The sequence below is a fragment of the Methylobacterium sp. TK31 genome, assembly GCF_055361545.1.
The window spans coordinates 4,589,760-4,614,370 of the sequence record NZ_CM143964.1; the positions used below are offsets into that span (position 1 = coordinate 4,589,760).

The window sequence follows — 24,611 nt, forward strand, 5'->3', positions numbered from 1 at the left end:
CAAGCTCTAATCCCATTTGCTGATTTATGGACGAGGATTAAATCGGTACATAGGGCGTGAAACCGATGATTTTCATCATTGAATATTTGAATAGTCAGGTGTCGTTGCCATCGGAGACATCGGGTCCGCCCACCTGAAGGGGCGCCGGCCCGGGTCGTCGCTCATGCGCTGCGATCGGATACGAATGGGGAGGCCGGCCTATCATGTACGCCATCGACGGAAACCTGACCGACTGGTCGTCCGCCAGCCGCCTCAATCCCGCAGGAACGACGACGGCGGGATACAGCCTCTACGGCGACCTCTCCGGCGGAACCCTGACCTTCGCCATCCAGGCGCCCATCGGAACCTCCATCGGCACCTACACGACGATCTGGCTGGACACCGACAAGAACACCGCGACCGGGTACGGCATCTGGGGCCTGTACAAGGGCTACGATTACAACATCAACATCGCGGCCGACGGCAAGCCCTACCTCTACACCGGCGCGGACGGACAGACCCTCGTCTCGGCGACGCCGCTCACCTACGCCTACAATGCCGACCACACCGTCCTGGAACTCAGCCTGTCGGCGGCGCAGATCGGGGGGACCAAGAGCCTGAACGTCCTCGCCGACGTGAACAACAGCGTCTTCCTCCCCGGGGATTACGGCGCGGGACCCTACACCCTCACCGACCCGGGTTCGTTGCCCGCCCGGACTTATACGGGCCACAAGGTCGGGATCGTCTACTCGGAGTCGACGGCCGCGAACTATTTCAGCCCGATGGCCTATTCGCAGCTGTTCATGGCCGCGCAGAACCAGGCCACGGCGGCGGGCGTGCCCTACGACCTCCTGTCCGAGGCGGATCTTACGGACCTGACGAAGCTCGCGAATTACGACGCGCTGATCTTTCCGTCCTTCCGGAACGTCGCGGCCGCCAAGGTCGGTGCGATCACCGATACGCTGACGACCCTGGAGAAGGCCTACCACGTCGGCATCATCACCGCCGGCGACTTCATGACCAACGACGAGAAGAACCAGCCGCTCTCCGGCGATTCCTACGCACGGATGAAGGCGCTGCTGGATGTCAGCCGGGTCGACGGCGTCAACGGCGCGAACGTCGACGTCACGGCGGCCGCGACGACGAATCCGATCATGAACGGCTATACCGCCGGCCAGTCGATCCACCAGTACACCAACGTGAGCACGTCCTACTTCACCAGCACGGACGGGTTGGGCACGACCCTGGCCAACCAGACGGTGAACGGGCAGTCGCACATCGCCGTGATGGCGACGCAGACGGGCGGCCGGAACGTCCACTTCGCCACGGACGGCATGCTGGCGGACAACAACATGCTCGGCCATGCCCTGGACTGGACGATGCAGCCGGCGACGGGACCGGATGTCAGCCTGCACATGAGCCGCGACAAGGCCATCGTCGCCGCCCGGGTGGACATGGATCAGGCCATGTATACCGACGATGTCCGGCCGGAATCGGGGCCGGGCATCTACGACAGGCTCCTGCCGATCCTCACGCAGTGGAAGCAGGCCTACAATTTCGTCGGGTCCTACTATATCGATATCGGCAACGACCCAGCCAACGGCGAGAATACCGACTGGACCTATTCGAAGAAATACTACAACCAGATGCTGGCCATGGGGAACGAGATCGGCTCGCATTCGCTCACCCATCCCGAAAACACGAATGTCCTCACGGCGGCGCAGTTCCAGTCCGAGTTCCAGCAGTCCCGCGCGATCATCGAGCAGCAGCTCGGGCTCACGAACATCGGTGCTGCCATTCCGGGTGCGTCCGACACCCTCGCGACCGCCCGGCAGATCGCCCAGTACTACCCCTACATCTCGGGCGGAGCGTCCCTGATCGGGGCCGGCTATCCCGGGGCGATCGGCTACCTCAGTCCCGCGGCCGCGGACATGAAGTCGGTCTACATCGCGCCCGACACCTCCTTCGACTTCACCCTCGTGGGCTACCAGCATCTGACGGCAGCCCAGGCCACGGCGGCCTGGGCCAAGGAATGGGGCACGCTGACCGCGCATTCCGACCTGCCGGTCGTCGTCTGGCCCTGGCACGATTACGGCCCGACGGACTGGCTGACCGATACGACCGACGCCGGCTACACCCAGCAGATGTTCACGGACTTCATCGCGCGGGCGGCCCAGGCGGGCTCGGAATTCGTGACCCTGGCCGATCTCGCCCAGCGCTCCGCGAGCTTCGAGAAGTCGGATGTGGGCTACAGCTTCGATGCGGCCTCGAACGTCCTCACCGCGACGGCGACGACCGCGGCCGGCGATCTCGGCAAGTTCGCCCTCGATGTCGGCACCGGTCACACCATCAAGAACGTCGCCGGCTGGTACGCCTATGACAGCGACAGCGTCTTCGTGCCGAAGGCGGGCGGCATCTTCAAGATCGCCCTCGACGGAACGCCGGACGACGTCACCCACCTGACGACCCTGGCCGACCGGTCCGACCTCCTCACCGTGACGGGCGATGGCAGCAACCTCGGCTACTCGGTGGTGGGCGAAGGGCACGACCTCGTCCAGCTCAAATCCCATCCCGGGCAACTCGTCCAGATCACCGGCGCGGACGGGGTGTCCCTGTCGGGCAACACCCTCGATCTCACCCTGAACGGCCTCGGGCAGCACAACGTCTCCGTCGTCCTCTCGGCGGCGCCGGTCGGAACGTCCGGAAGCGACACGATCATCGGGACCGACAACGGCGACGTGCTGAACGGGGGCGTCGGGACCGACACCCTGCAGGGGCTCGGCGGAAACGACACCTACATCGTCGACAACGTGGCGGACAAGGTCGTCGAGGCCGCCAATGCCGGCATCGACACGGTGCAGAGCTCGGTCACCTACACGTTGCCGACGAATGTCGAGAACCTCGTCCTGACCGGCACGACGGCGATCAACGGAACGGGCAACGCCCTGGCGAACGTCCTCACGGGGAACAGCGCCGCCAACACCCTCTCGGGCGGCGATGGCAATGACACGCTGGAAGGCATGTGGGGCAACGACGTCCTGACCGGCGGCCTCGGCGCCGACACCTTCCTCTTCAACGCCTTCGGCCATGGCGTCGACAGGGTGACGGACTTCGCCTCCGCGCAGGGCGACAAGCTCGCGGTCCACGCCTCCGATTACGGACTCGCCATCGGTGCCCTCGCGAGCGATTGGTTCGAGTCGAGTCTGGCCGGGGTCGCGACGAAGGCCCACGCGGAGTTCGTGTTCAGTACGAGCTCGCATACCCTGGGCTGGGACGCCGACGGCAGCGGAAGTGCCGCCGCCATCCAGGTGGCGACGTTCTCGAACAACGCGCTCCTCAAGTACCAGGACTTCACGATCATCGCCTGACGCCGGGAGAAACAGGGCTCGTCGGGTCTGGGCCGGGGCACCCGTTCGGGCCGTCGAACGCGCTCGGGCCGGCGGCCCCCGATCCCGTCCGGGTCTCCGGGGAAGCCCGAGCGCCGCGCCCGCGGACCCGGCCGCGATGCGGCCTCAATGGCGTTTACTCGGTCTGGCGGCGGAACAGCCCGGGGCGAACGAGGCTTCTCAGGCAGGTCGGGACAATCCGGCGGACGACGGAGATCGCGTGAGCATGCCCATTCGTACCCCCCAACTGGCCCCCCTCCTCGCAGGCGCCATGCTTCTCGGCCTGACCGGATTGGCCGCCGCCGAGGGTGCCGGCAAGGCCGGCGACACCGGCGGGACGGCCCGGTCCGGTTCGGAGACCCGGGGCGGGTCGGGAACCACGAGCGTCGGGGCAGGGGGGCTCACCGGCTCGGGAGCCACCGAGGATGGCAGCCGCCGCACCGGCCCGGGATCGGACACGGCGCCCGCGCGGACCGGGTCACCCGCCGCGCCGGCCGCCGGGACCACGCGCTGAGCGGGCACCCGGCGGCGCAGGGCCCTACTGGCTGCGGCGCCCGAACGAGACGGCGTAGGCCTGGACGCGCGCGTCGATCAGGGGATCGTCGGAGACTTCGACGCCGTCCGTGAGGGCGTTGGGCATGAACAGCAGCGCCTTCTCCGCCTCGGCGCTGTCGGGGACGACCTTGGAGACCGTCAGGACTCCCAGGTCGACGAAGGTGCGGTCGTCGGGCCAGGGCTTGGTGGCGTCGTTGGTCGGGTCGCCCGCCGCGGCGAGCTGCGCCTGGACGGTGAAGCGGGCCGGCTCCTTGGCGATCCGGGGCCCGATCTCCGCCATGAGGTAGTCCGGCGCGCGCTTGGCGGCTTCCTCGGGCGAGAGGATGTCCTCCCCCTGGACCGGCACGAACCGGAACCGGAACGGCTGGCGCTTGCCGTCCTTGTCGACGAAGACGAAGGCGTTCACCCCGTTATAGGTCTGCCGCGCCAGGCTCGACGGGGTCTTGGCCGTGGCGCCGGCCGTGGCCGCCGCCGGATGGGTCTGGGTGAAGCGCTCCAGCGCGGTCGGGTGGGCCGCGTCGGGACCGCTGTCGGCGACCGCCTGCAGCAGGTCGCGGAAGGCCTCGCCGGTGGCGACGGGGAAATACTTGAGCGCGTTCAGGACGACGTCCATGTCCGAGCCGTCGGCGAGCTTGAACTTGAGCGACATCCCGTGCGGGTTGGCGTTCTTCGAACCATCCGGAATCGTCGGCACGCCGGTGGCGTCCGAGAAGCGGATCGTCACCGGAACGGCCGGTCCCTGGAACAGGGATGCCTTGCTGATCCGCGCCGCATCGGGCGAGGGCGTGAAGCTGCCTTCGGCGACGACGCCCTTGGCATGGTTCGCGCGCTTGCCGGGATGGGTTCCGAAAAGCTTGTTCATGACATTGATGGTCTGCTCGGCAGTCGTCACCTCCTCGGCCAGGGCGGGGGCGGCGCTCGCGACAGCAAAGGCTGCGCTGAATGCGAGGACGTATGGGATGCTCTTCGAACGCATGACGATCCTTGAGGCGGCGTCGACGCTGGATGCACCGACCGGCTGACTTCGGAATCGTTCTTAATCGTGAAAGGTAGCGGTACACAACGTGAAGGTTGCTGCTGCCGCTATCCCCCGGTCGACAGCGTCGAGGCGCTGCGGCACCAGGGCAGCGATCGGCGCTCCGAAAGGGGGCGCGCCCGGAGCCGGATCGCCCGAAGCCTCAGCCGACCCGAAGCAGGAGGGCGACGGCCGCGACGGCGATGACCGCGAAGGTCGCCAGGATTCCGCCCCCGCGGCAGGCGAACTGCCGGGGCGAGTTCTTGGGCGCGAACATCCCGAACGGGTGCAGCACGCGGGCGACCAGCAACACGATCAGGAGGCCGCGCACCAGCGTCGCACCGCCGCCCGCCGCTTCCAGCAGGGCGACGAGGAGGAGGGCCAGGGGCACGTATTCCCCGAAATTGCCCTGCGCGCGGATGCGCTTTTCCAGGGTCTGGTTCCCGCCATCCCCGTGCAGGACGTCCGCCGACAGCCGGCCGGCGACCACCCAGGACGAGAGCCCGACATAGAGGAGCGCGAACACGGCCGCGTAGAAGGCCGTCAGGGCGGGATAGGTCACGGGGATCGCTCCGGTGGAGGGGGTTCGATGGGGCGGACTGGCGGGCAGGCCCGGTGGCGCGGGTCGCCGGGTCGGCCTATTTCAGCGAAGACCCTGGGCCGTGTGGCTCGGGTCGTCAGCCGGGTCGATGTAGTTCAGGCCGAAGGGACCGGTTCCATTGACCTGCAGTTCTACCGGCTCGCCCGTGGTCCAGAGGGCGTGCGGCATGTCCTGCGGCAGGTAGACGAAGCCGCCGGCGCGCAGGACCTTGCCGGCGCTCTTGTCCAGCGTCGCGCCATGCTGGTGGTAGATCGAGCCTGCCAGGATGGTCAGCGTCTCGGCCTGGGCATGCGTGTGCGGTGCGATCACGGTGTCGGCGGGAAACTTGATGCGCAGCACGAAGGGGCCGGCCTTGGCCGGATCGCCCGCCACCCGGCTGATCTGCGTGCCCTTGGGCAGGTTCGCCGGTCCCGGCTCGTAGACGACGCTGGCCGCGTCCGGGACCGTGACGGCGCCATGGCCGGCATGGTCGCCCGCCTCCGCCAAAGCCCCGCTCGCGACAGGGACCACCAGCAGGGCGGCGACCAGGGTTCGTGCGAGCGGATTCATGCGGCGTCCTTGCATGAGGGGATCTGACTATGGGAGGGCGGCCGGTGCCGGATCTCAGCGCCCGGCGCCGGGCTCATGGATGGGGCAGCCGTTGAAGCGCTGCCGGAACTCGGCCGAGTGCTTATAGGGGGCATTGCGGGCGCGGTTGATGTTGCCCAGCGGCTGGTGCGCAGCGAGCCCGGTCCAGACGCTGAAGCGCATCTCCTCGTTGACCGCCTGCACCCGCGCGGCGTCCCAGCTGTCCTGCGGCCGTACGGTGATCAGCCCGACGCGCTGGAAGGGAGCCTCCTCCTCGCTCCATTCAGAGGTCGGATCCTCCACCGGCTGGCGCTGGAGGTCGCGACAGAGCTGGACGCGGAATTCCCAGACGCCCTCGATGCCGCGCATCTCGGACTGCACCGTCTCGCGGATCGCGTCGGGACGGCCGGACGCGTCGATCTCGTTGCCGGTCAGCGCGGTCAGGGCCGGAGCCACCGGGGCAACGGAGAACTTGGCGATATGGTCGCCGTACCGGAACGGCGTGACGCTGTAATAGGTCTCGCCGAGCGGATCGACATTGGGTGCGCCGCCAAGGGAGGCGATGGTGGTGCTCTCCACGCCCACCGCCTGCAGGGCTTTGTTGACCCCCCGCAGCACCGTGGAGGCCGCGACCTTGAGGCCCTCGACCCGGTCGGTGGTGCCGGCCAGCAGCTTCAGGCTGCCGAGGAACTTCTCGGCGTTCGGTGCCTGGAAGACCTTGCCGTTGACCATGATGAAGTTCTGGGTGGTGCCTTCGGCCCCCGGTAGGCGCTCGCCTTCGACGTCGAGCACCTTCAGCGCGAGACCGCGCGGCAGGGAGACGGCATCGGGCAGGATGTCGCCCGCATTGGTCGACAGGCGCATGTAGACCGGGTGCTCGCCGGGTTTGGCGAACAGACCCTGCGCCAGTTCCGGCGGAAGGCCATCGTCGATCCGGAGAACGCCTTCGAGGATTCCGTGCGACTTGGCGTGGACCGAGCGCACCGCATGGCCCGAATGGTCCGCGACGGTTCCCAGGATCTTGTCGAACGTGTGGTTCAGCTGCTCGATGGTCTCGCCCTCATCGGGCCGGACCACCTCCACCTCGGGGCTGTAACGGACGGGCGCTTGCAGGATCGGGGGCAAGGTCACGGGCTCCGGCTGGGACATCTCCCGGATGAACCGACTGGCCGGCCCTGCGTTCCGGGTTCCACCCGTTCAAGGCTGCGTGAGGGGATTCTGCCATGGAGGGGGGAGGGCAAGGTCAGGCCGCCGCGTGGAGGTCCCGGATCGTCCCTCGGCGATCGCGGCTCTCGGCGCTCGCATCCCTGGCCGGCAGGCATGGGGCGGATGCGCGCGAGCCCCATCGGGGCCGGCCTCCGTCCGATCCGAGCCGCGCAATCCCGCCCGACGGGGAATTCGCGCAGCGTCCCTGAAACCCCGGTCCCTGAAACCCCGACAGCGCCGTCGCTGTCGGGGAGGACGGATCAGGCGGCTTCTTCGTGGTAGTAGTTGCTGTAGTAGCGGCCCTTGTAGAACTCGAGACGCTTCAGCGCGGCGACGTCGGCATTGTTGAGCACCACGCCGAGAGTCCGCTCGTGGATGGCGGGGGCGTTCGAGAGCGCCTCGACCACGGCGTGCTGGGAGGTCTTGCCCCACTCGACGACGTACACGAAGGCGTCGATGAGGTGAGCCGCGGCCTTCGCGTCGGCAACCGACATGATCGGCGCGAAGTCGACGAAGACGTACTCGTAGGTTCCGCGCGCATCCGACAGCAGCTGAGCCATCGCCATCGACGAGAGGAGCTCGGCCGTGTTCGGGATCCGCTGCGGTATGACGGCGGGAAGGAAGTCCAGGCCCGTGTCGGTATCGCGGCACACGCCGTCCGCGAGGCTGATGGAGCGGCGCAGGACTTCGACGACGCCCACCTCGGCATGGGGGGTGAGGTTGCGCGTCAGGGTCGGGTTCCGCAGGTCGCCGTCCACGAGCAGGACCCGGTGGCCGGTCTGGGCGACCAGTTCCGCGAGGTTGGCGGCGACCGTGGTCTTGCCTTCCTTCGGCAGCGACGAGATCAGTCCGATGACCCGCACTTCACGGCCCAGGCGTGCGATGTCGATCGAGACCTTCACGTTGCGCAGCACCTCCGTGTACCGCGAGAAGGGCGTATCGACGACGTGACGGAAGCGACTGCCCTTGCCGAGGGCGACCTTCGACGCGACGTCGACCATCGCGGGCGGGCTCGCATTCGAATCCGGCACGCTCGGAAGGATGCCGATGCACTCGAGTCCGGTCTGCTGCTTGATCTCCGCCGGGGTGCGGAAGAAGCTGTTCAGGAGTTCGAGGCCGATCGCCGCCACGAGGCCCATCATGAAGCCCGCGATCGTGCCCGCCGGGACGATCAGCATGGTCTTCGGCCCCGACTTTCCGGACGGCTCCGTCGCCGGAGTGATCACGCGGGCCTCGGTGATCGGGAAGGTCTGCTGCTGCGTCGCCTCCTCGAACTTCTGCAGGAAGGTGTCGTACAGGTTGCGGTAGGTCTGGGAGGAGCTCTCCAGCTCGCGCAGCTTCACCTGCGCCTGGCTGGTGGTGCCGGCCTGATCGACGAGCTTCGAGAGGCTGGTCTCCAGGGACACCTCACGGGCGCGGGCGATGTTGTAATCGCTCTCGTAGGTCTGGGCGATTCTCCGGACCTCGTCGATGATGGAGCGCTTCAGCTCCTCCATCTGGTTGCGAAGGTTCACCGTGGCGCTGTGCTGGGGGCCGTACTTGGCCGACCAGTCCGCCTCCTTGCGGGCGGCGTCGAGGTATTGCGCGCGGGCGCGATTGATCACGTCGTTGCGGAGCGCATCGGCGACGGTGGCGTCCGGAAGGTTGCCGTTGCTGATCTCGCGCACGCGGTCGAGGCGGGCCTTCGCTTCCGCCGTGACCGCCCGAGCCTGGATCAGCTGGCTGTTGACGTCGGCGAGCGACTGCTCGCTCATCAGGCCGCGGCTGGTGTCGACGATGTTGTTGTCGGCCTTGAACGCCTGCACGGCGAGGTCGCTCTGCGTCGCCTGCGTCTTGAGTTCGGCGATGCGCTCCTGGAGCCAGCGGCTGGCCCGGCGGGTCGCCTGGAACTTCGCGTCCAGTTCGCCGACCATGTAGGCATCGGCGATCGCGTTGGCGATGCGCGCCGACTTCTCGGCATTGCCCGACTGGAAATCGACCTGGATCACGTAGGTCAGGCCGACGCGCTTCGCGGTGACGCGGCGGACGAAGTTCTGGATCGCGTCGCGCTCGATGTCCTCGTCGGAGCGGACCGTCGGTTCGGCGTCACTCGAGGACAGCATCGACAGCAGGGAGCCGATCAGCGACGGCGATCCCGAGCCGACGAATTCCGGGTCCTTGAGAAGCTGCTGGTCGCGGATCACGGACCGCGCCACGCCCTCGGACTTCAGGATCTCGACCTGGCTCTCGACCGCGCCGGCATCGACGGGGCCGCCGAAATTGACTTCCTGCTTCGACATGACGTTGTTTTTGCGGGTGTCGATCAGCAGCTTGACCGAGGCGGTGTAGCGCGGCGCGGCGGTGGCGGCGTAGCCGAGGGCCAGGAGCATGCCGACCAGCGTGCAGGCCAGGATCACAGGCCATTGCCGGCGCAGGATCATGATCATGTCTTTGAGGTCGAGCTTCTTGGCCGGCCGCTCCGGTGGCTCCTCCGGCATGGGACGCGTCTGGTCCAGCAGCTTCAGCATCCCGCTATTCTCCCACCGGTCACTTCGTGCACTCGAAGACCACTTGGTGCGTTCGAAGACAATGTAACAAAACGCCTTGTCTTGGATTCGACGAGGCAGGTCCGACCTTCTGAGCTCTGCGGAGCTCACGCGCCGGTCTGGACCAGCAATGCGCGTTTAGAAAGGCATGTGCGCCTGACCATCGATGTTGGACCGGAGCCCGTTTGCCGGAACCGGACATCGCCGCCCCAGCCCCCGAGTTCCTGCTCGTCTTTTCATCGCGCAGACTTACGGAACGACATCTGCACGAATTGGGCCGATGCCGGTCGAAGGCGCGCGATCCGCAGCCGTCATCCTGCGCGCTGCGCGAGCGCCCGTGTTCGGCTCGGTCCTGCGCCCGATCCCGGTGCCCGCCCGCTCGTACGCGGCAAGGGGGCGGCCCTTCGCGCGCAATGTGGGGGAGATCGATTCGGCGTGAAACCCGGTAGGGGACCGGATCGACCGTGCAGCGTCTTGGCATGCCTTCAAGACTGCGACCTCCAACCTGCGCGCGGCCAGGGCGCTACGGTAGTCCCGATCGCGACCGGCTGCGTAGGGCGGACCTTAGACCAAGCCCCCCCTCATACAAGGGTGTGGCCACACGAAAATTGTGCGACGCAACGACCGGGGCCTGGATCGCAAATTTTCTTGCGCGGTTCAAGGCCGGAAGGTGCTGACGGACCCGAACCGGCTGTTCGACGTGTCCCGGCCCGACTGGATCGACGAACCCGACGCCCCGCGTGACCCGACCACGGCGATCAGGTTGCCGCCCAGGAGGTAGGTGGTGCCGGTGAGCAGCACGCCGCCGCTCCGCTCGGCCGGCGGCCGGGGATACACGCCCCCGCCGGGGACGCTGTCGGCAACTTCGCCGGGCGGGGCGAAGGACGTGGGAGCCGCGATCGACTCCGTCACGATGTCGCCCGCCACACCCTCGAAGCCGCGCTGGACGTCGGTGTTGCCGGCGACCACCACGGCGCGCTGCATCTGCAGTGCGATCGTCGGGTTGCTCCGCATGCAGATCACCGCCGCCGCACCCAGGCCGGTGCCGAGGGCGCGCATCTGGTCGGTGTTGCCCTTGCCGTTCAGGGCGAGGAGCTGAGCGACGAGGTCGGGATTCCGGAGCGTCGCGTTCCGAACCTCGATGGCCATCGTCCCGCCGCCCGTGCCGAACTGGGTCAGCAGCGAGGCGGGATCGGCCGCGAGGCGCTCGGCGGCGGCATCGGTCTCGGAGGAGCGTGCCGACAGGCAGCTGCTCGTCGCCGCCGATGCCCCAGAAATCGAAAGGCAGGTGGAGGCGACGAGTCCGGCGAGGGCCGCGTGAAGTCTGGTCATTGGCCCAAAGCCCTGAATCGAAGGGAGGTTACCTGCCCGGATTGCAACTTTAGACCATCCGTTATGGTTCCACAATCAAATGTCTGCGATATTCACAGGGTGGAAAGGACTCGTTCGCCACTTCGCCGACGGTAAATCAGCGCAGACCACCGGCTCGGCTGCGGTACTCGTTCAGTAAATGTCGAGATACGATGCGATGCCCGTCGGTGTGCGTCGCGGGTCGCGGGCGAATTTCGAATGCCGAATGTTTGGGGGAACATAGAAACGGGCCGTTTGCCTGGCAGGTCTGGGCGGATGGAATCGGTGGCTGCGCCGGACGATGACACGCTCCGGTCGAGCCCCCGGGGGCGGTCCACAGGGAGGCGCCCGAACGGAGGCGCATCGACCGTCCCGGCGCCGCCGGGCGTCCGGCGAGGCCTCTGTTCACCCCGAAGATCGCGATTCGCCCCGGAAATCTCGGCTCGCCCCGAAATTCTCCGCCCGGCCGGAGGATTGACAGCCGTGCCGCTGCCCCCCGTCCTGCGGCCGGATTCCCTGAGTGCGGCCGTGAACGATGAAGACCATTCTGTATGCCCGGGTTTCGACAGGCGACCAGACCATCGCCCACCAGCAGGCGCAGGCGGCGGCGGCGGGTTTCGCCATCGACGAGGTGGTGGCGGATGACGGAGTGTCGGGCCTGAACACCGCCCTGCGCGAGCGGCCCCAGGGGCGCCGGCTGTTCGATCTGCTCCGGCGGGGCGACGTGCTGGTGGTGCGCTGGGTCGACCGCCTCGGCCGCAATTACGCGGATGTCTGCGACACGCTGCGGGAGATGATGCGCCGCGGCGTCGTGGTGCGCACGGTGATCCACCGGCTCACCTTCGACGGCGCCACGGTCGACCCGATGCAGCAGGCCGTGCGCGACGCCCTGATCGGCTTCATGGCGGCGACCGCCCAGGCCCAGGCGGAAGCCATGCGGGAGGCCCAGAAGGCCGGGATCGCCCAGGCGCGGGAGCGGAGCGACGCCTATCGCGGGCGCAAGCCGAGCTTCACCCGGACGCAGTACGAGGTGGTGCGCGGCGCGCTCGGCGAGGGCAGGGGGATCTCGGCCATCGCCGCCGCGACGGGCCTCAGCCGGCAGACCATCTACCGCATCCGCGACAATGCCGCCGAGGCGGAGGCGGCCCTGGCGCGTTGGGCCTGAGGGCGGCCCCGTACGGGCGCGCGACGGACGCTGCTTCGTATGGTCGCCTCCCCGGAGCGCCCGCATCGGCTACCCTGGGGAACCCGACCGGTGCGGGATGATCACGAGCGCGGGATGACCATGGGCGCCGCCACTCTCCTCGGGTTCACCACGCTGGCGTTCCTCGCGCCGCTGCCCCCCGAGCGGTTCCATCCGCCGGAGCCGCCGCCTCGCGGCGTCGGCTGGGCGGTCTGCGCCGTGGTCGCGCTGCTGCTAGTGGTCACGGTGGTGCCCCTCAGCCTCGCGCTCGCCGACAAGTGGGCCATGGACGCGCATGTCGCCGAGTGCCGGGCCGCGGGCGGCCGCTTCGTGCCGGTCGCCTCGGTCAACGGGCGGGCCTATCGCTGCGACCAGCCGGAGCGTTCCCGCTCCTGACGGGGGCACCCGAAGGTCAGAAATCCGCGTGGATGCGGGTCCCGAAGAAATCGGCCGGCCCGCGGTCGCGGTTGTAGGCCGGGTTCACCACGTGCTGGTAGTTCAGCGACAGGGTCAGGGTCTTGTTCAGCGCGAAGGCATAGTAGGCCTCCACGGCGCGTTCGGGGGCGTAGTTGAGCCGCCCGTCGCCGATGAGGAGGCCGATGCCGCCCTCGGCGAAGAAGGCGCGGTGGCTCGGCGAGATCGCGTTCATCGAGGTGCCGAGGCCGACCGTGTCGCCGGGGCGGCCCCAGGCGGTGCCCTTGAGGGAGACGCCGCCGGAGACGGACCGGTCGATATCGGTGAAGGACAGGCTCTCGCTGCGGCCGTCATTGGCACTCACGCGGGCGAAGACGCCGAGGTCCGGCGTCACCGCCTGCTCGAGATTGAGGTAGAAGCCGGTCTTGCGCCGGGCGGCCCGCGTGGCGGCGGCCGCGTCGTTGATGTCGCCGAACACGCCCGCCTGGGTCAGCGAGACCACCTCGCGGAAATCGGCCGTGTTGCCGACATTGGTGAAGAAGCCGATACGCAACTTGCCGGGCTGGTCGAGGACCGGCAGCACATGGCGCTCCTCGAACTCGATGGTGGTGCCCGCCCGGCGGAAGACCCGCGGGTCGAGGACGTCGCTGGACGGCTCCTTCGGGACCTGGGTGTAGGCGGCGCGGATCGCGAATTCGGCGCGGTTGTACTCGACCATCACGCCCTGGGTGAAACCCGGCAGGTTGGCGGGGAAGTCGTAGGCGCCGGAGGCCCAGATGCCCCAGTTCATGAAGTCGACCCGCGGGTCGTGCGCATAGACGTTCCCGTCGAAGTAATCGCCGAGGGCGAACTTGCCCGCCACCACGGTGATCCGCTCGATATCGCGCCGGGTGGCGACTTGGTTCGGGCCGTCCGGCACGTCCTCGGTCTCGCCGCCGAGGCCGAAGGTCTGGCGCACGAAGTAGCGGTTGGAGCGCAGCTTCGGGAACGGCGCGCCCGCCTTCTGCGCCTCGCCGTTGACGAAGCCCGCGACGCCGAGGGTCCGGCTCAGGCCGAAGCCCTGGGAGAATTCCGGGTTGTAGTAGAGTTCCGTGCCCTCGAAGAGCTTGAGGCCCAGGAAGGCGGTGGCGGTGGTGGTCGACTGCACCTGGTGGCCGATCAGGCTGGCCGGACCGGTATAGGGCGCGCGGAAGCCCGGCACCCCTTGGGCGATGAAGGTGGTCTGGCCATGCAGCGAGAAGCGGTCGCCCGAGCCGTCGCCGGGGTCGTGCGGTGCGGCCTCCTCGGCCTCGGGCGGCAGCACGAAGCCGTTCGGGTGCCAGGACAGGCGCGCCATCATCTGGTGCGAGGTGAACGCGTCCAGCCGCGTCGCCACCGGGCCAACGCCCGGAACGGCGCCGAGGCCGAAGCGGCCGCTGCCGCCGAGGTCGAGGTAGCGGTAGTCGATTCCGAGGGCGAGGCTCTCGGTCACGGCGAACTGCACGCCGGCCCCCAGGGTGAAGCCGAGCGCAGACAGGTCGCGCCGCGCGGTCGAGACGAGCCCGGTGCCGGGGTCGGGATAGCTCGCCAGGATGCGGGCATCGGCGCCGGCGAGCCCGAAGGTCGCGTAGACCAGCGCGCGCTCGAAGGCGTAGCCGAAGCGCCCACGCAGGGTGCCGTAGACGTCGGTCTTGGCCCGGATCAGGCCGAGGCCCGGATCGCCGCCACCGACGTAGCCGGGGGTGGGCAGGAGCACGGGCCGCTTCAGGTTCGCCCCCGCGACATCGGCCTCGATCCCGGCGAGCCAGGGGCCGCTCTGCCAGTTGTAGCCGCCGAACAGGCCGCCGACGGCGGTCGTCGCGTTGCGGCCGAGGTCGGACCGACCGGTGGCGTCGCCCGTCTTGAACGCCGGAACCGTGCGGCCACCGGCCGTGGTATCGCGAAAACCGTAGGCGCCGTAGGAATTGCCGGCGCTCCCCTCGATCCCGAGATAGGGGCCGGACCAGTCGACATAGGCGGGCGCCGGGACCGCCGGGCGCGGCGTGCCGGGATCGGCGGCCTGCGCGCCGGAGATGGCCGTCAGGGTGAGCAGGGCGAGACCGGCGGGCAATCCGCGGTCCGGGCCACCGCGCCCAAAGCGATCCGGTCTCGTCATGCCGCCCCCAGCCCCTATTCCAGGAATGCGGTATAGACGATGCTATAACTGTGACAATATGGTTTAATCCAGGTCCGCAGCGAAGCGATCCCACTGTTGCCCAAACAGCGCAAGCGCGCTGTCGGCCCGGGCCCCATCGCGATCCACGATGCGCGGGGCCGTTCTGCCGCGCTCGCGGATTCCAGACTCCGGTGCGATGCCTAGACGCCGTATGCGAAGGTCTGATGACCGACGCGGCACCCCCCATTTGGGGGATGTCGGGCCTGGAGGCGCGGTCTAGCCTCGGGATCTCCAAGGTTTCGGACCGTCTCGGCCCGCCGGGCATCGACCCTGCGGGCCCTTTTTTGATCGCGGGACCCGGCCCGCCTCTCAGGCGTCGCCCGTCTCGATCTTCTCGATCAGCGCGGTCAACTCGCCGATGCGCAGGCGAAGGCCTTCGCGGGCGCTCTCGTCCATGTCGCGCAGGGCGTAACCGTCCTCGAACTGGCGCTTCTCCGTGTGGGCTTCCTGCCCGAGCGCGGTGAGTTCCGCCATCAGGCGCGCGCGCTCGGCGAGATACTGGGTCTTCCGGTCGTCGATGGCGGACATGGTTATTCCCTGGTGTGCGGCGCAGGCCGCGCCGCGGGCAGACCTGGCCAGGGAAACGCGGGGATTCGACCGGCGGTTCAGGAGCCGCGCGCCAAACCGGAACCATAGCGCCTCCCGACCGTTGCATCCACGACCCAAGCTCGATGACCTCAATCCCCGCCCGGCGCCAGCCGAGGCGGGTTTTTTTTCATCTGTGCCTGCGGGGCGCCCAGCTTTCCGCGCATTGGGATCGTCCATGATGTATTCATGCTCAAATGGCGCGGAAATTTGCATGAGACCTGCCAGAACCGGCAGATAAACTTTCGGTGTGATAGTAACTATAATGCTATATCGAGATCAGGGACAGGAAGACCCAATCCGTTACGATTCCTTAGCGTGGCTTTAAGCCTCCGACTGTTAGTCGGGATGCCGATGTCGGTCCGGAGATCTCTCGTGGGTTTGCTCGCGCGCTTCAGTATCATCACCAAGTTGATCGCCGTGGTCAGTCTGATCGGGGTCATCGTCAGCGGCTGTCTCTGGTACGCCACCACGCAGATGACGATGATCGACGGCGCCTACAGCCGCTTCATCTCCCACGATACGAAGGCGATCGCCGACCTGCGGACGGTCAACCGGCTGGTCTTCACGATGAGCTACTTCAACTTCCGCAACATCGCCGAGGTGAGCCCCGGCGAGATGCAGAAGACGGACAAGGGTTTCGAAGACGCCAGCGAGCGCCTGAACAAGGTGCTGGCGGAGCTGCGGGACGGGGCGCCCAGCTTCGCGCCGCGCATCGACGCCCTGAAGCAGAAGGTCAACCGCTTCATGGCCGACAGCTCGGAGGCGCGGACCCTGGCGAGCAGCGGCCTGAAGGCCGAGGCCGTCACCCTGCTGCACGAGACCGTCGATCCCACCTTCGACGCCATGGTGGCGGAGGGCAGCGCCCTCGGCCGGGACATCCGGACCTTCGTCGACGACGGTGCCCGCGACCTCGCCGCGATGACCGACCGGACCCGGTTCAACACCCTGCTCCTCGGCGGCCTCGGCCTGCTCGCCGGGCTGGTGGCGGCCGGGCTCGTCGCCGTGTTCGGGATCACCCGCCCGATCGGCCAACTGGTCGAGGCGCTGCGCCGGATGGCGCGCGGGGACGGCGATGCGGTGATCCTTGGTCGCGACCGGCGCGACGAGGTCGGCGCCGTGGGCCGCGCGGTGGAGGAGATCCGGGCCCTGGTCGCCCGCAAGGCCTCCGAGGAGGCCGAGCGCCGCCAGATCGCCGATGCGGCGGTGGCGGCCGAGCGCCAGCGCACCATGCACGAGCTCGCCGACAGCTTCGAGACCGCGGTCGGCTCGATCATCGCCACCGTGTCGGCCTCGGCCGGCGCGCTGCAGGAGACCGCCGAGGCGATGAGCACCAACGCGGCCCGCACCACCGACCGGTCGGTGACGGTGGCCGCCGCCGCCGAGGAGGCCGCCTCCAACGTCAACACCGTGGCGGCCGCCGCCGAGGAACTCGGCTCGTCGGTTCAGGAGATCGGGCGGCAGGTGGACGGCTCGGCCAACCTCGCCCTGCGGGCGGTGGAGGAGGCGGCCCAGACCGCCGGTCTCGTGCAGGACCTCAGCACCGCCGCCGCCCGGATCGGCGACGTCGTCGCGCTGATCACCACCATCGCGGGCCAGACCAACCTGCTGGCGCTGAACGCCACCATCGAGGCGGCCCGGGCCGGCGAGGCCGGCCGCGGCTTCGCGGTGGTCGCCGCCGAGGTCAAGGAGCTCGCCAACCAGACCACGCGGGCGACCCACGAGATCGAGGAGCAGATCGGCCGCATCCAGGCCTCCACGCAGCACGCGGTCGGGGCGATCCGCACCATCAGCGGCCGCATCGGCGAGATCAGCCAGGTGACGACCTCGATCGCGGCGGCCGTCGAGGAGCAGGGCTCGGCGACCCAGGAGATCGTGCGCAACGTCGGCCAGGCCGCCAGCGGCACCAGCGAGGTCACCGAGAACATCTCGGGCGTGGCCCACGCGGCCGAGGAGACCGGTGCCGCCGCCCGTCAGGTGCTGGTGTCGGCCTCGGACCTGACTGCCCAGTCGGAGCACCTGACCGTGCAGGTCACGCGCTTCCTGGAGACCGTCCGGGCGGCGTGAGCGCGCTGCCGGGCGTCGCGTGGCGCGAGGGCGGCCGGCTCACGGCCCGCGATCCGGCGAGCAGGAAGCGCCAGGGCGTCTCCACCGCGCGGGAGATGCCGATCCGGCGATCGGCGATCCAGGCCGTCGCCGTCCCGGGGGCGGCGAGTGCGAAGGGCGGCGCGTCGAGGGCCAGGCCGTCCATCGCGAGGGTGACGGCCAGGGCCTGGCACAGGCGGCCGGGGCCGGCGCAGAACAGGCGCGGATCGGACAGCCGGCGCCGCGCCGCCATCGTCTCGAGCCCGTGGCGGGGCTCCAGCGCCCGGATCAGCACCGCGCTGCCCGGCTCGCAGACGAGGTTCAGGCACCAGTGCATGCCGTAGGAGCGGTAGACATAGGCGTGCCCCGGCGGCCCGAACATGCTGGCATTGCGCCGGGTCGGGCCGTTGACGCTGTGCGAGGCCGGGTCGCCGCGATCGTAGGCCTCCGTCTCCACGATGATCCCGCCGATCCCGTCGACCCGCAGGTCGCAGCCGATCAGGGCGACGGCCACTTCCGCCGCCGGCCGGGCGAAGAAGCCCGCGGGGAGGGGCGGGCCCGCGGGGTCGCCCGCCGGACTCAAGGGGTGGATGCGCCCTTCGCGCCCTTCGCGCCCTTCGCACCGCGCAGGTCGGCGCGGGCGCGCTCCAGCCCCTCGGGGCCGAGGTCGAGGGCGAGGCGGACGGCCCGTTCCACGTAGGCCTGGGGCGTCAGGCCGGAGGCCTTCGCGGCCCGCGACACCTCCAGGCCGAGGCCGAGATCGAGGGGGATCGCGCTCGTGCGCGGCGGGGCCGCCTCCGCCGCCGCGGGGGGCGTGGCCAGGGCGGCCGGCGAGACCGACGGGGACATCGCCGGGGCGGCGGCCGCACGCAGGGCGGCCGTCCCGGTCAGCGGCGCCGGTCCGCTCTCCGGGCGCGGCGGCAGGCCGAGGGCCTCGCGCCGGCCCTGCGCGGCCAACCGGTCGGCGCGCTCGTTGCCGGCCTCGCCCGCATGGCCCCGCACCCAGGTCCAGCGCACGTCGCGGCGCGCCGCCAGGGCGTCGAGTTCCTGCATCAGCTCGACGTTCTTCACCAAGCCGGTGGCGGTGCGCCAGCCCTTGGCCTTCCAGCCGCGCATCCACTCGGTCACCGACTTGATGACGTACTGGCTGTCGCAGCGCATCTCGATCTGCGCGCCCTCGGGGAAGTGGCGCAGGGCGTTGATCGCGGCGGTGAGCTCCATGCGGTTGTTGGTGGTGGCCCGGTCGCCGCCGCAGAGCTCGATCCGGCCGCTCTCGGCCTCGATCACCACGCCCCAGCCGCCGGGGCCGGGATTGGGATCGCATCCGCCGTCGGCATAGACGATGGTTCGCATGGGGCTCGCTTCGACCTGTTCACGACGGGCCGCCCCCGGGAGGGACGGCGCCGGGGCATCCGGGCGCCGCCCATAGCACGGCCGCAGGCCCCTCGGGCACCCGCCTCAGGCGCGGGCCGGGTCGATGCGGTAGCGGATCGGCTTGAAGCTGTTGTTGTTCGACTGCAGGGCCGAGCAGGCGGTGAGCCCGATCACGAGGTCGCATTCCGCCGCGAAGGTGACGTGGTCTCCGGCCCGGCTCAGCGGCGGCTCCACCTTCAGTTCGCCCGTGCCGCCGTCCACCGTGACGTTCATGAACACGTTGAAGGCCACCGGAATCCGGTCCGGCGCGACGCCGTAGGGGGCGAGCGCCGCCGCGAGGTTGCCGAAGCAGCCCCGGTGCGGGTGGGCGTCGCCGTAGATGATCCGGAAGGTGTCGGCCGAGCACGGCGTCAGCAGGAAGTCGTGGCGGCCGACCGTGTCCTCGACGATGCGCAGCAGCACGTTCGAGCGGTTGGAATAGATCGGGTCGCCGGCGGTGAGATAGATCCGGCTGGCATAGTCCAGGGTCCGGCCCGACGAGATCACCTCGTCGAGGTCGCCGCGCACGAAGGCGAGGAGGTCGGCCACCTGTTCGCCCTGCGGGTCGATCACGGTGAGGCGCTCGCCCTTGTCGAGGGTGAAGGCCACGCCGGAGCGGGGCGCGATCTCGTGCGTCTGGGCGTCAGGCGGCATCCCGGTCCTCCGTCGCACGGCCGCGGAACGGGCAGATCCAATCGGCATCGACGGCGCGGCCGCTGTACTGGCGGGCCTCCGAGGCGTCGCCGTGCCGGGCGAGCATCGGGTTGATCGAGCCGGCCAGCGCCGCGTCGCGCGAGAGGATCGCGCTGCGCAGCTTCTCGTAGCGGCCCTCGGCGCGGAGTTGCTCGAACTGGGCGCGCAGGTTGAACACCAGAACCGGGTGCGGGAAGCGCCGGGCGGGCCGGCTCGCGCCGGGATGCATGCCGACGACGAAGAACGCCTCGCCGCCGAACGAGAGCGAGAAGTGCGGATCATTCGGATCGGCCTCGACGCGGGTGTCGTAGCGCTGGCCGAGGAACGCGTCCTTGTCCGACAGGGACTGCACCCGGTCCCAGAGATGGCCCTCGAAGGCCTCCTCGCCGAGATCGGTCGCGTCCTCGAAGATGACTGCGAAGCTCTGGAACAGGTCGGGCTTGGCCCGGTAGCGGCAGACGAAAGCGAGCAGAGCCGGATAGAGCCGGGCATCGTCCCAGCTCGAGGCGATGCTGCGCGCCACGACGATCTTCATCTGGCCCTTCGAGAGGGCGGATTTCGCGCCGACGCAGGGGAAGGGCTGGCTCCGGATGAAATCCTGGAAGGCCACGGCCAGGGGATGGCCGCTGTCGTCGGTGGGGATATGCATGGGGACTCGACGCTGACCGCACCCGGAACGCGGGGTGCCGAGGTGAACCGGGGGCGGATGGCCCTGTTCCGTTCGCGCGACGGCATGGCGCGCACCGTCCACAGCCCTTCGGTCGCGGCCGAAGCGGCGCACGCCGAACCTTTGCCGGCGCCGGGCATTGAACCGGCGATGCCGAAACGGGGCCCCACGACGATGACGACGCACCCATGACCGGCCCGAAAGGGGCCGCCCGGTTCGCGAAGGGCACCTTGCGGGCGCTGCGCCTGCTGGCGAGGCCCGTGCGCCGGTCCCAGGGCCGCGCCGGCACCGTGGTGGAGACCTACCGGGGCTACGGCTCGCGCGACGAGGTCTTTCTCATCGGCCGGGTCTTCCGTCAGTCGCGCCGGGCCGCCGAGGCGCCGGACGAGGGCTGGGCCGCCGAACTGCGCGACATCCGGCGCCGCATCACCCGCCGCAAGGTGGCGGGCGCGGTTCTCACCGCGCGCTTCTTCGGCTGCGAGGAGCAGGTCGTCACCGACCGCGACGGCTATTTCCGCGTCCATCTGCGGCCGAACCTGCCCGCGCCCCCGCAGGCCTCCTGGCACGAGATGGAGCTCGATCTGGCTGGCCCCGAACCCGTGCGGGCGAAGGGACAGGTGTTCATCCCGTCGGCCGATTGCCGGCGGGTGGTGATCAGCGACATCGACGACACGGTGATGCGCACGGGCGTGGCCAACAAGGTCAAGATGCTGTGGCGCCTGTTCGTGGAGGACGCCGAGAACCGGGTCGCCTTCCCGGGGGCCGCCGCGCTCTACAGGGCGCTCTATGCGGGGCCGTGCGGGGCGGAGGGCAACCCGATGCTCTACGTCTCGCGGGCGCCGTGGGGCCTCTACGACATGCTGAGCGAGTTCTTCGTCATGCACCGGATTCCCGTCGGGCCGGTGCTGTTCCTGCGCGAATGGGGCCTGTCCTGGACGAGCCCGCTGCCGCGCCGGGCCGAGGACCACAAGCGCCACCTCATCGACCACATGCTGGCGCTCTACCACGACCTGCCCTTCGTGCTCATCGGCGACAGCGGCCAGCACGATCCGGAAGTCTATGCCGGCATCGTCGCCGCCCATCCGGGCCGGGTGGCGGCGGTCTACATCCGCAACGTCTCGCAGGATGCCGGCCGTCTGGAGGAGATCGCCAAGCTGGCCGAGGCGGTGGAGGCGGCGGGCAGCAGCCTCGTGCTGGCCGCCGACAGCCTCGCCATGGCGGAGCACGCGGCCGAGCAGGGCTCGATCGCCCGCTCCGCCGTGGCCGAGGTGGCGCGGGAATACGGCGCCGTGCCCGAGACGCGCCGCCGCGCCGGCCGCACCCGGGCCCGCGCCCTGCGCAAGGTCCTCGACGGCGCCGGCCCGACGCCCCCCAGCGTCATCGTCGAGCCCGGCCGCTCCGACCCGCAGGGCTGAGCCGCAGGGCGGGCGCCCGACCGCCGCGAATGCGCGTCCACCCATCACGCCTGCCAGCCGGTGGCTCGAACCACCGGTCTGCCTTTGCGGAAGGCATTATGCCTTTGCGGTTTGCATTTTGAGCCTCGCCCTGTAAGGTCGATCTGGTATACCAGAGTCGCCAGCCTGTATTTTCAGCGTTTGCCCGCCCTGCGGGCCCTGCGCGAGCGAGGGCAGAGGAATGTCCGACACCGCCGGCCCCGACCGCCCAGCCGACACGCTGTTCGGCTCCCGCCTGTTCCGACCGATCCTGGCGGGCGCGACGCTGCGCGAGCGCCTGATCGGCTGCCTGGGCGCCCTCATCGGCATCGCCCTAACAGGCCTGGTCTCCGGCTGGATGGTGGGGCAGGGGCCGCATATCCCGCTCATCGTCGCGCCCATGGGGGCGACGGCGGTGCTGCTCTTCGCGGTGCCGGCGAGTCCGCTCGCCCAGCCCTGGCCGATCATCGGGGGCAACACGATCTCGGCCCTGATCGGCGTCACCGCCGCCCACTTCATCCCGAACCCGGTGCTGGCCATCGGGGTCGGCGTCTCGCTCGCCATCGCGGCGATGTCGTTCACGCGCTGCCTGCATCCCCCGGGCGGCGCGGCCGCCCTGACCGCGCTGATCGGCGGCCCGGCCATCGCCTCCTCCGGGTTCCTGTTTCCCTTCGTGCCGGTCTGCCTGAACTCCATCATCCTGGTCAGCCTCGGCATCGCCTTCCACCGCATTTCAGGGCGCACGTACCCGCACGTGCCGGCCGCACCTCCGGCCAACCCGCACGGCACCGCCGACCTGCCGGCCGCGATCCGGGTCGGCTTCAACGCCCGCGACGTCGATGCGGCGCTGCTCAACCTGCACGAGACCCTCGACATCGACCGCAGCGACCTCGACCGCCTGCTGCGCGAGGTCGAGAACCAGGCCCTCGTGCGAACGCACGGAACGCTGGCGTGCCAGGCCGTGATGTCCCGCGACGTGATCACGATCGGGCTGCACGAGCCCCTGACGCGGGCGCGCGACCTGCTGCTCCGGCACAACATCCGGACCCTGCCGGTGGTGGACGAGGCCGGCCGCCTCGCCGGGACCCTGGGCCTGCGCGAACTCGCCCTGCGCGGGGAGGGCGGCCTCGCGCAGGTGATGTCCGAGGCGCGCACGGCCGGCGCCGCCGAACCGGTGCTCGGCCTGATCGAGCCGCTCACCAACGGCCACGCGCACGCGGTGGTGGTCACGGCCGAGGACCGCAGCATCCTCGGGATCATCACCCAGACCGACCTGCTGGCGGTGCTGATGCGCCTCGTCTCGAACAAGGCCCTCGACCGGAGCGCCGCACCGGTATCCTGAGGGATCGGCGGCGCGGGGCCGGAATCCATGGCGCGGTTGTTGCAGGGAGGCGCATTCCCTCGCACCGGAGCTCCAAGGGTCCGAGCCGATGCACGACGCGCCGCTTCTCCTCCAACTCCTCTACGCGACCCTGATGGTGGCGAGCATGATGCTCACCTGGCAGGTCCATCGCCTGCTCGGCCGGGGCTGACGCCGGGCGCTTCGGCCCGCCTGCCCGGCCCTCGCCGGCCGCCGCGCGCCCCGCACCGAGCCTGTCCCGGATGATGCCCGACGCCAACCTGCTCGCCGAGCTGCCCGACGCCTCGGAGGGCGAGGTCTTCACCGAACTCCTCGCCCGGCCGGGCTGCCGGATCGAGCGGATCGTCTCGCAGGGACAGGTCACGCCGCCGGACCAGCCCTATCGCCAGGCCTATGACGAATGGGTGCTGCTGCTCGCGGGGGCGGCGCGGGTCGCGATGGGGGATGCGGAGACGGTGCTGGGGCCGGGCGACACCCTGTTCATCCCGGCCGGGACCGAACACCGGGTTACCTTCACCGATCCCAAGCGGCCGACGGTCTGGCTCGCCGTCCATCTCGGCGAGTCCGACCGGTCGGCCGGGGGATAGGGGTCAGATCGCGGCGGCCGGATCGCCGCCGAGGGGGTTGCCCTCGTCCTCGTTGCGGTCGTCCGCCGCCTGTCGCGCCCGGCGCGAGCGGCCCCCGCGGTCGAGCAGCGAGCGGCCGAGCGCCCGGAAGGGCGCGGTCAGGCGGCGGGCGTCGTCGGCGCGCTCCATGAAGCGCTCGCCGTTGCGGATCTCCTTGTCGAGCCGCGCCATGGTGCGGGCCAGGGCCGGATCCTCGTCGTCGAGCCAGACCTCCACCGTACGGGCGAAGGCGATGACCACGCCCTGGAGCTTGAGGCGGCCCAGGGGGCCCTCGGTGTTGATGCCGGCGGCGGCCAGCATGTAGCGGTGCGAGTTCAGCGCGACGCCGTTCAGCGCCAGCATCGAGAGCGGGTCGCCGCGCAGGGCGTAGGAGATCCGGCGCAGCGCGTCCTTGTAGGGCGTCATCGCGTCGAGGCGGCGCATCAGCACGTCGAACAGGCGCTCGCGGGTCGGCTCGTCGGCGAGATCGGCCGTGTCGCCCTCCAGCACCTTGCGGTCGATGATGCGGGAGAGGCCCCCGAGCACGGCGCCCTTCGAGGGGAACAGGTCGCGCAGTTCCGCCAGCGTCAGGCCGGCCTCCCGGGCGATGTCGCCGACCTCGATGTCGTTCCACGGCTGCTCGGCGGCGAGCCGCATCAGGGCCTCGACGGCCGCTTCGCGCGGAGGCAGCGTCGTCTCTGGCGCTGCGGCCGCCGCCGGCAGGGTGTCGGCGGAGTCCGTCTCGGTCTTCTGGGTCTCGGGCTTGGGAGAGCCGGGGCGTTTGGCCATGGTCGT

At 69.7% G+C, this 24,611-nt stretch carries 22 protein-coding genes; 9 read left to right on the forward strand and 13 right to left on the reverse strand.

The features are described from left to right. Positions 1-203 precede the first annotated feature (203 nt). Both ACXJY8_RS21400 and ACXJY8_RS21405 read left to right on the forward strand, forming a co-directional pair. A complete protein-coding gene (locus ACXJY8_RS21400) occupies positions 204-3,347 on the forward strand; it encodes a polysaccharide deacetylase family protein (protein ID WP_463773413.1) in 3,144 nt (1,047 codons plus the stop codon). Between the two features lie 244 nt (positions 3,348-3,591). Continuing rightward, entirely contained in the window at positions 3,592-3,879 is a 288-nt protein-coding gene (locus ACXJY8_RS21405; protein ID WP_463773416.1) for a hypothetical protein, read from the forward strand. Positions 3,880-3,903: 24 nt separating this feature from the next. Here ACXJY8_RS21405 and ACXJY8_RS21410 read toward each other — a convergent pair whose 3' ends face one another. From ACXJY8_RS21410 to ACXJY8_RS21435, 6 genes are all read right to left on the reverse strand, one after another. After that, complete coding sequence (locus tag ACXJY8_RS21410; protein ID WP_463773418.1) at positions 3,904-4,896, reverse strand: catalase family peroxidase; 993 nt, start codon at positions 4,894-4,896, stop codon at positions 3,904-3,906. A 202-nt stretch (positions 4,897-5,098) separates the two neighbouring features. Next, positions 5,099-5,497 (reverse strand): MAPEG family protein, encoded by a 399-nt coding sequence (locus ACXJY8_RS21415; protein ID WP_463773420.1) that lies wholly within the window; start codon positions 5,495-5,497, stop codon positions 5,099-5,101. Positions 5,498-5,578: 81 nt separating this feature from the next. Continuing rightward, positions 5,579-6,085 (reverse strand): cupin domain-containing protein, encoded by a 507-nt coding sequence (locus ACXJY8_RS21420; protein ID WP_463773423.1) that lies wholly within the window; start codon positions 6,083-6,085, stop codon positions 5,579-5,581. Positions 6,086-6,139: 54 nt separating this feature from the next. After that, entirely contained in the window at positions 6,140-7,216 is a 1,077-nt protein-coding gene (locus ACXJY8_RS21425; RefSeq protein ID WP_463780883.1) for a catalase family protein, read from the reverse strand. Between the two features lie 353 nt (positions 7,217-7,569). Next, positions 7,570-9,816, reverse strand: coding sequence for a polysaccharide biosynthesis tyrosine autokinase (locus tag ACXJY8_RS21430; protein ID WP_463773425.1), 2,247 nt, complete (start codon positions 9,814-9,816; stop codon positions 7,570-7,572). A 675-nt stretch (positions 9,817-10,491) separates the two neighbouring features. Continuing rightward, a complete protein-coding gene (locus ACXJY8_RS21435) occupies positions 10,492-11,166 on the reverse strand; it encodes a hypothetical protein (protein WP_463773428.1) in 675 nt (224 codons plus the stop codon). Positions 11,167-11,719: 553 nt separating this feature from the next. Here ACXJY8_RS21435 and ACXJY8_RS21440 point away from each other — a divergent pair. Further along, entirely contained in the window at positions 11,720-12,349 is a 630-nt protein-coding gene (locus ACXJY8_RS21440; protein WP_463773431.1) for a recombinase family protein, read from the forward strand. 90 nt (positions 12,350-12,439) lie between these two features. Beyond that, positions 12,440-12,763 (forward strand): hypothetical protein, encoded by a 324-nt coding sequence (locus ACXJY8_RS21445; RefSeq protein ID WP_463773436.1) that lies wholly within the window; start codon positions 12,440-12,442, stop codon positions 12,761-12,763. A gap of 16 nt (positions 12,764-12,779) precedes the next feature. Here ACXJY8_RS21445 and ACXJY8_RS21450 read toward each other — a convergent pair whose 3' ends face one another. Continuing rightward, positions 12,780-14,915, reverse strand: coding sequence for a carbohydrate porin (locus ACXJY8_RS21450; RefSeq protein ID WP_463773438.1), 2,136 nt, complete (start codon positions 14,913-14,915; stop codon positions 12,780-12,782). A 369-nt stretch (positions 14,916-15,284) separates the two neighbouring features. Next, positions 15,285-15,503 carry a hypothetical protein gene (locus ACXJY8_RS21455; RefSeq protein WP_463773441.1) on the reverse strand — a complete coding sequence of 73 codons (219 nt, stop codon included), beginning with the start codon at positions 15,501-15,503 and terminating at the stop codon, positions 15,285-15,287. A 411-nt stretch (positions 15,504-15,914) separates the two neighbouring features. Here ACXJY8_RS21455 and ACXJY8_RS21460 point away from each other — a divergent pair, with 411 nt between their 5' ends. Further along, a complete protein-coding gene (locus ACXJY8_RS21460) occupies positions 15,915-17,627 on the forward strand; it encodes a methyl-accepting chemotaxis protein (RefSeq protein ID WP_463773444.1) in 1,713 nt (570 codons plus the stop codon). Here the strand turns inward: ACXJY8_RS21460 and ACXJY8_RS21465 are convergent. The 4 genes from ACXJY8_RS21465 to gntA all read right to left on the reverse strand — a co-directional run bounded on the left by ACXJY8_RS21465 (position 17,593) and on the right by gntA (position 20,400). After that, on the reverse strand, positions 17,593-18,228 hold the full coding sequence (locus ACXJY8_RS21465) for a DNA-3-methyladenine glycosylase (RefSeq protein ID WP_463773448.1): 636 nt from the start codon (positions 18,226-18,228) through the stop codon (positions 17,593-17,595). The genes ACXJY8_RS21460 and ACXJY8_RS21465 overlap by 35 nt on opposite strands. After that, positions 18,225-18,998: a ribonuclease HI gene (gene rnhA / locus ACXJY8_RS21470; protein WP_463773452.1), complete on the reverse strand. Its 774-nt coding sequence runs from the start codon at positions 18,996-18,998 to the stop codon at positions 18,225-18,227. The genes ACXJY8_RS21465 and rnhA overlap by 4 nt, the downstream gene beginning before the upstream one ends. 105 nt (positions 18,999-19,103) lie before the next feature. Then, a complete protein-coding gene (locus tag ACXJY8_RS21475; protein ID WP_463773457.1) occupies positions 19,104-19,712 on the reverse strand; it encodes a DUF1989 domain-containing protein in 609 nt (202 codons plus the stop codon). After that, on the reverse strand, positions 19,702-20,400 hold the full coding sequence (gntA, locus tag ACXJY8_RS21480; protein WP_463773461.1) for a guanitoxin biosynthesis heme-dependent pre-guanitoxin N-hydroxylase GntA: 699 nt from the start codon (positions 20,398-20,400) through the stop codon (positions 19,702-19,704). Before gntA ends, ACXJY8_RS21475 begins: the two co-directional genes overlap by 11 nt. A 57-nt stretch (positions 20,401-20,457) precedes the next feature. Here gntA and ACXJY8_RS21485 point away from each other — a divergent pair, with 57 nt between their 5' ends. The 4 genes from ACXJY8_RS21485 to ACXJY8_RS21500 all read left to right on the forward strand — a co-directional run bounded on the left by ACXJY8_RS21485 (position 20,458) and on the right by ACXJY8_RS21500 (position 23,798). Then, positions 20,458-20,610 carry a hypothetical protein gene (locus ACXJY8_RS21485; protein ID WP_463773466.1) on the forward strand — a complete coding sequence of 51 codons (153 nt, stop codon included), beginning with the start codon at positions 20,458-20,460 and terminating at the stop codon, positions 20,608-20,610. A 377-nt stretch (positions 20,611-20,987) separates the two neighbouring features. Next, a complete protein-coding gene (locus ACXJY8_RS21490; protein WP_463780888.1) occupies positions 20,988-21,833 on the forward strand; it encodes a phosphatase domain-containing protein in 846 nt (281 codons plus the stop codon). 220 nt (positions 21,834-22,053) lie between these two features. Then, positions 22,054-23,193, forward strand: coding sequence for an HPP family protein (locus tag ACXJY8_RS21495; protein WP_463773470.1), 1,140 nt, complete (start codon positions 22,054-22,056; stop codon positions 23,191-23,193). Between the two features lie 260 nt (positions 23,194-23,453). Then, positions 23,454-23,798 (forward strand): cupin domain-containing protein, encoded by a 345-nt coding sequence (locus ACXJY8_RS21500; RefSeq protein WP_463773474.1) that lies wholly within the window; start codon positions 23,454-23,456, stop codon positions 23,796-23,798. Positions 23,799-23,801: 3 nt separating this feature from the next. Here ACXJY8_RS21500 and ACXJY8_RS21505 read toward each other — a convergent pair whose 3' ends face one another. Beyond that, positions 23,802-24,605 carry a TetR/AcrR family transcriptional regulator gene (locus ACXJY8_RS21505; protein ID WP_463773479.1) on the reverse strand — a complete coding sequence of 268 codons (804 nt, stop codon included), beginning with the start codon at positions 24,603-24,605 and terminating at the stop codon, positions 23,802-23,804. Positions 24,606-24,611 lie beyond the last annotated feature (6 nt).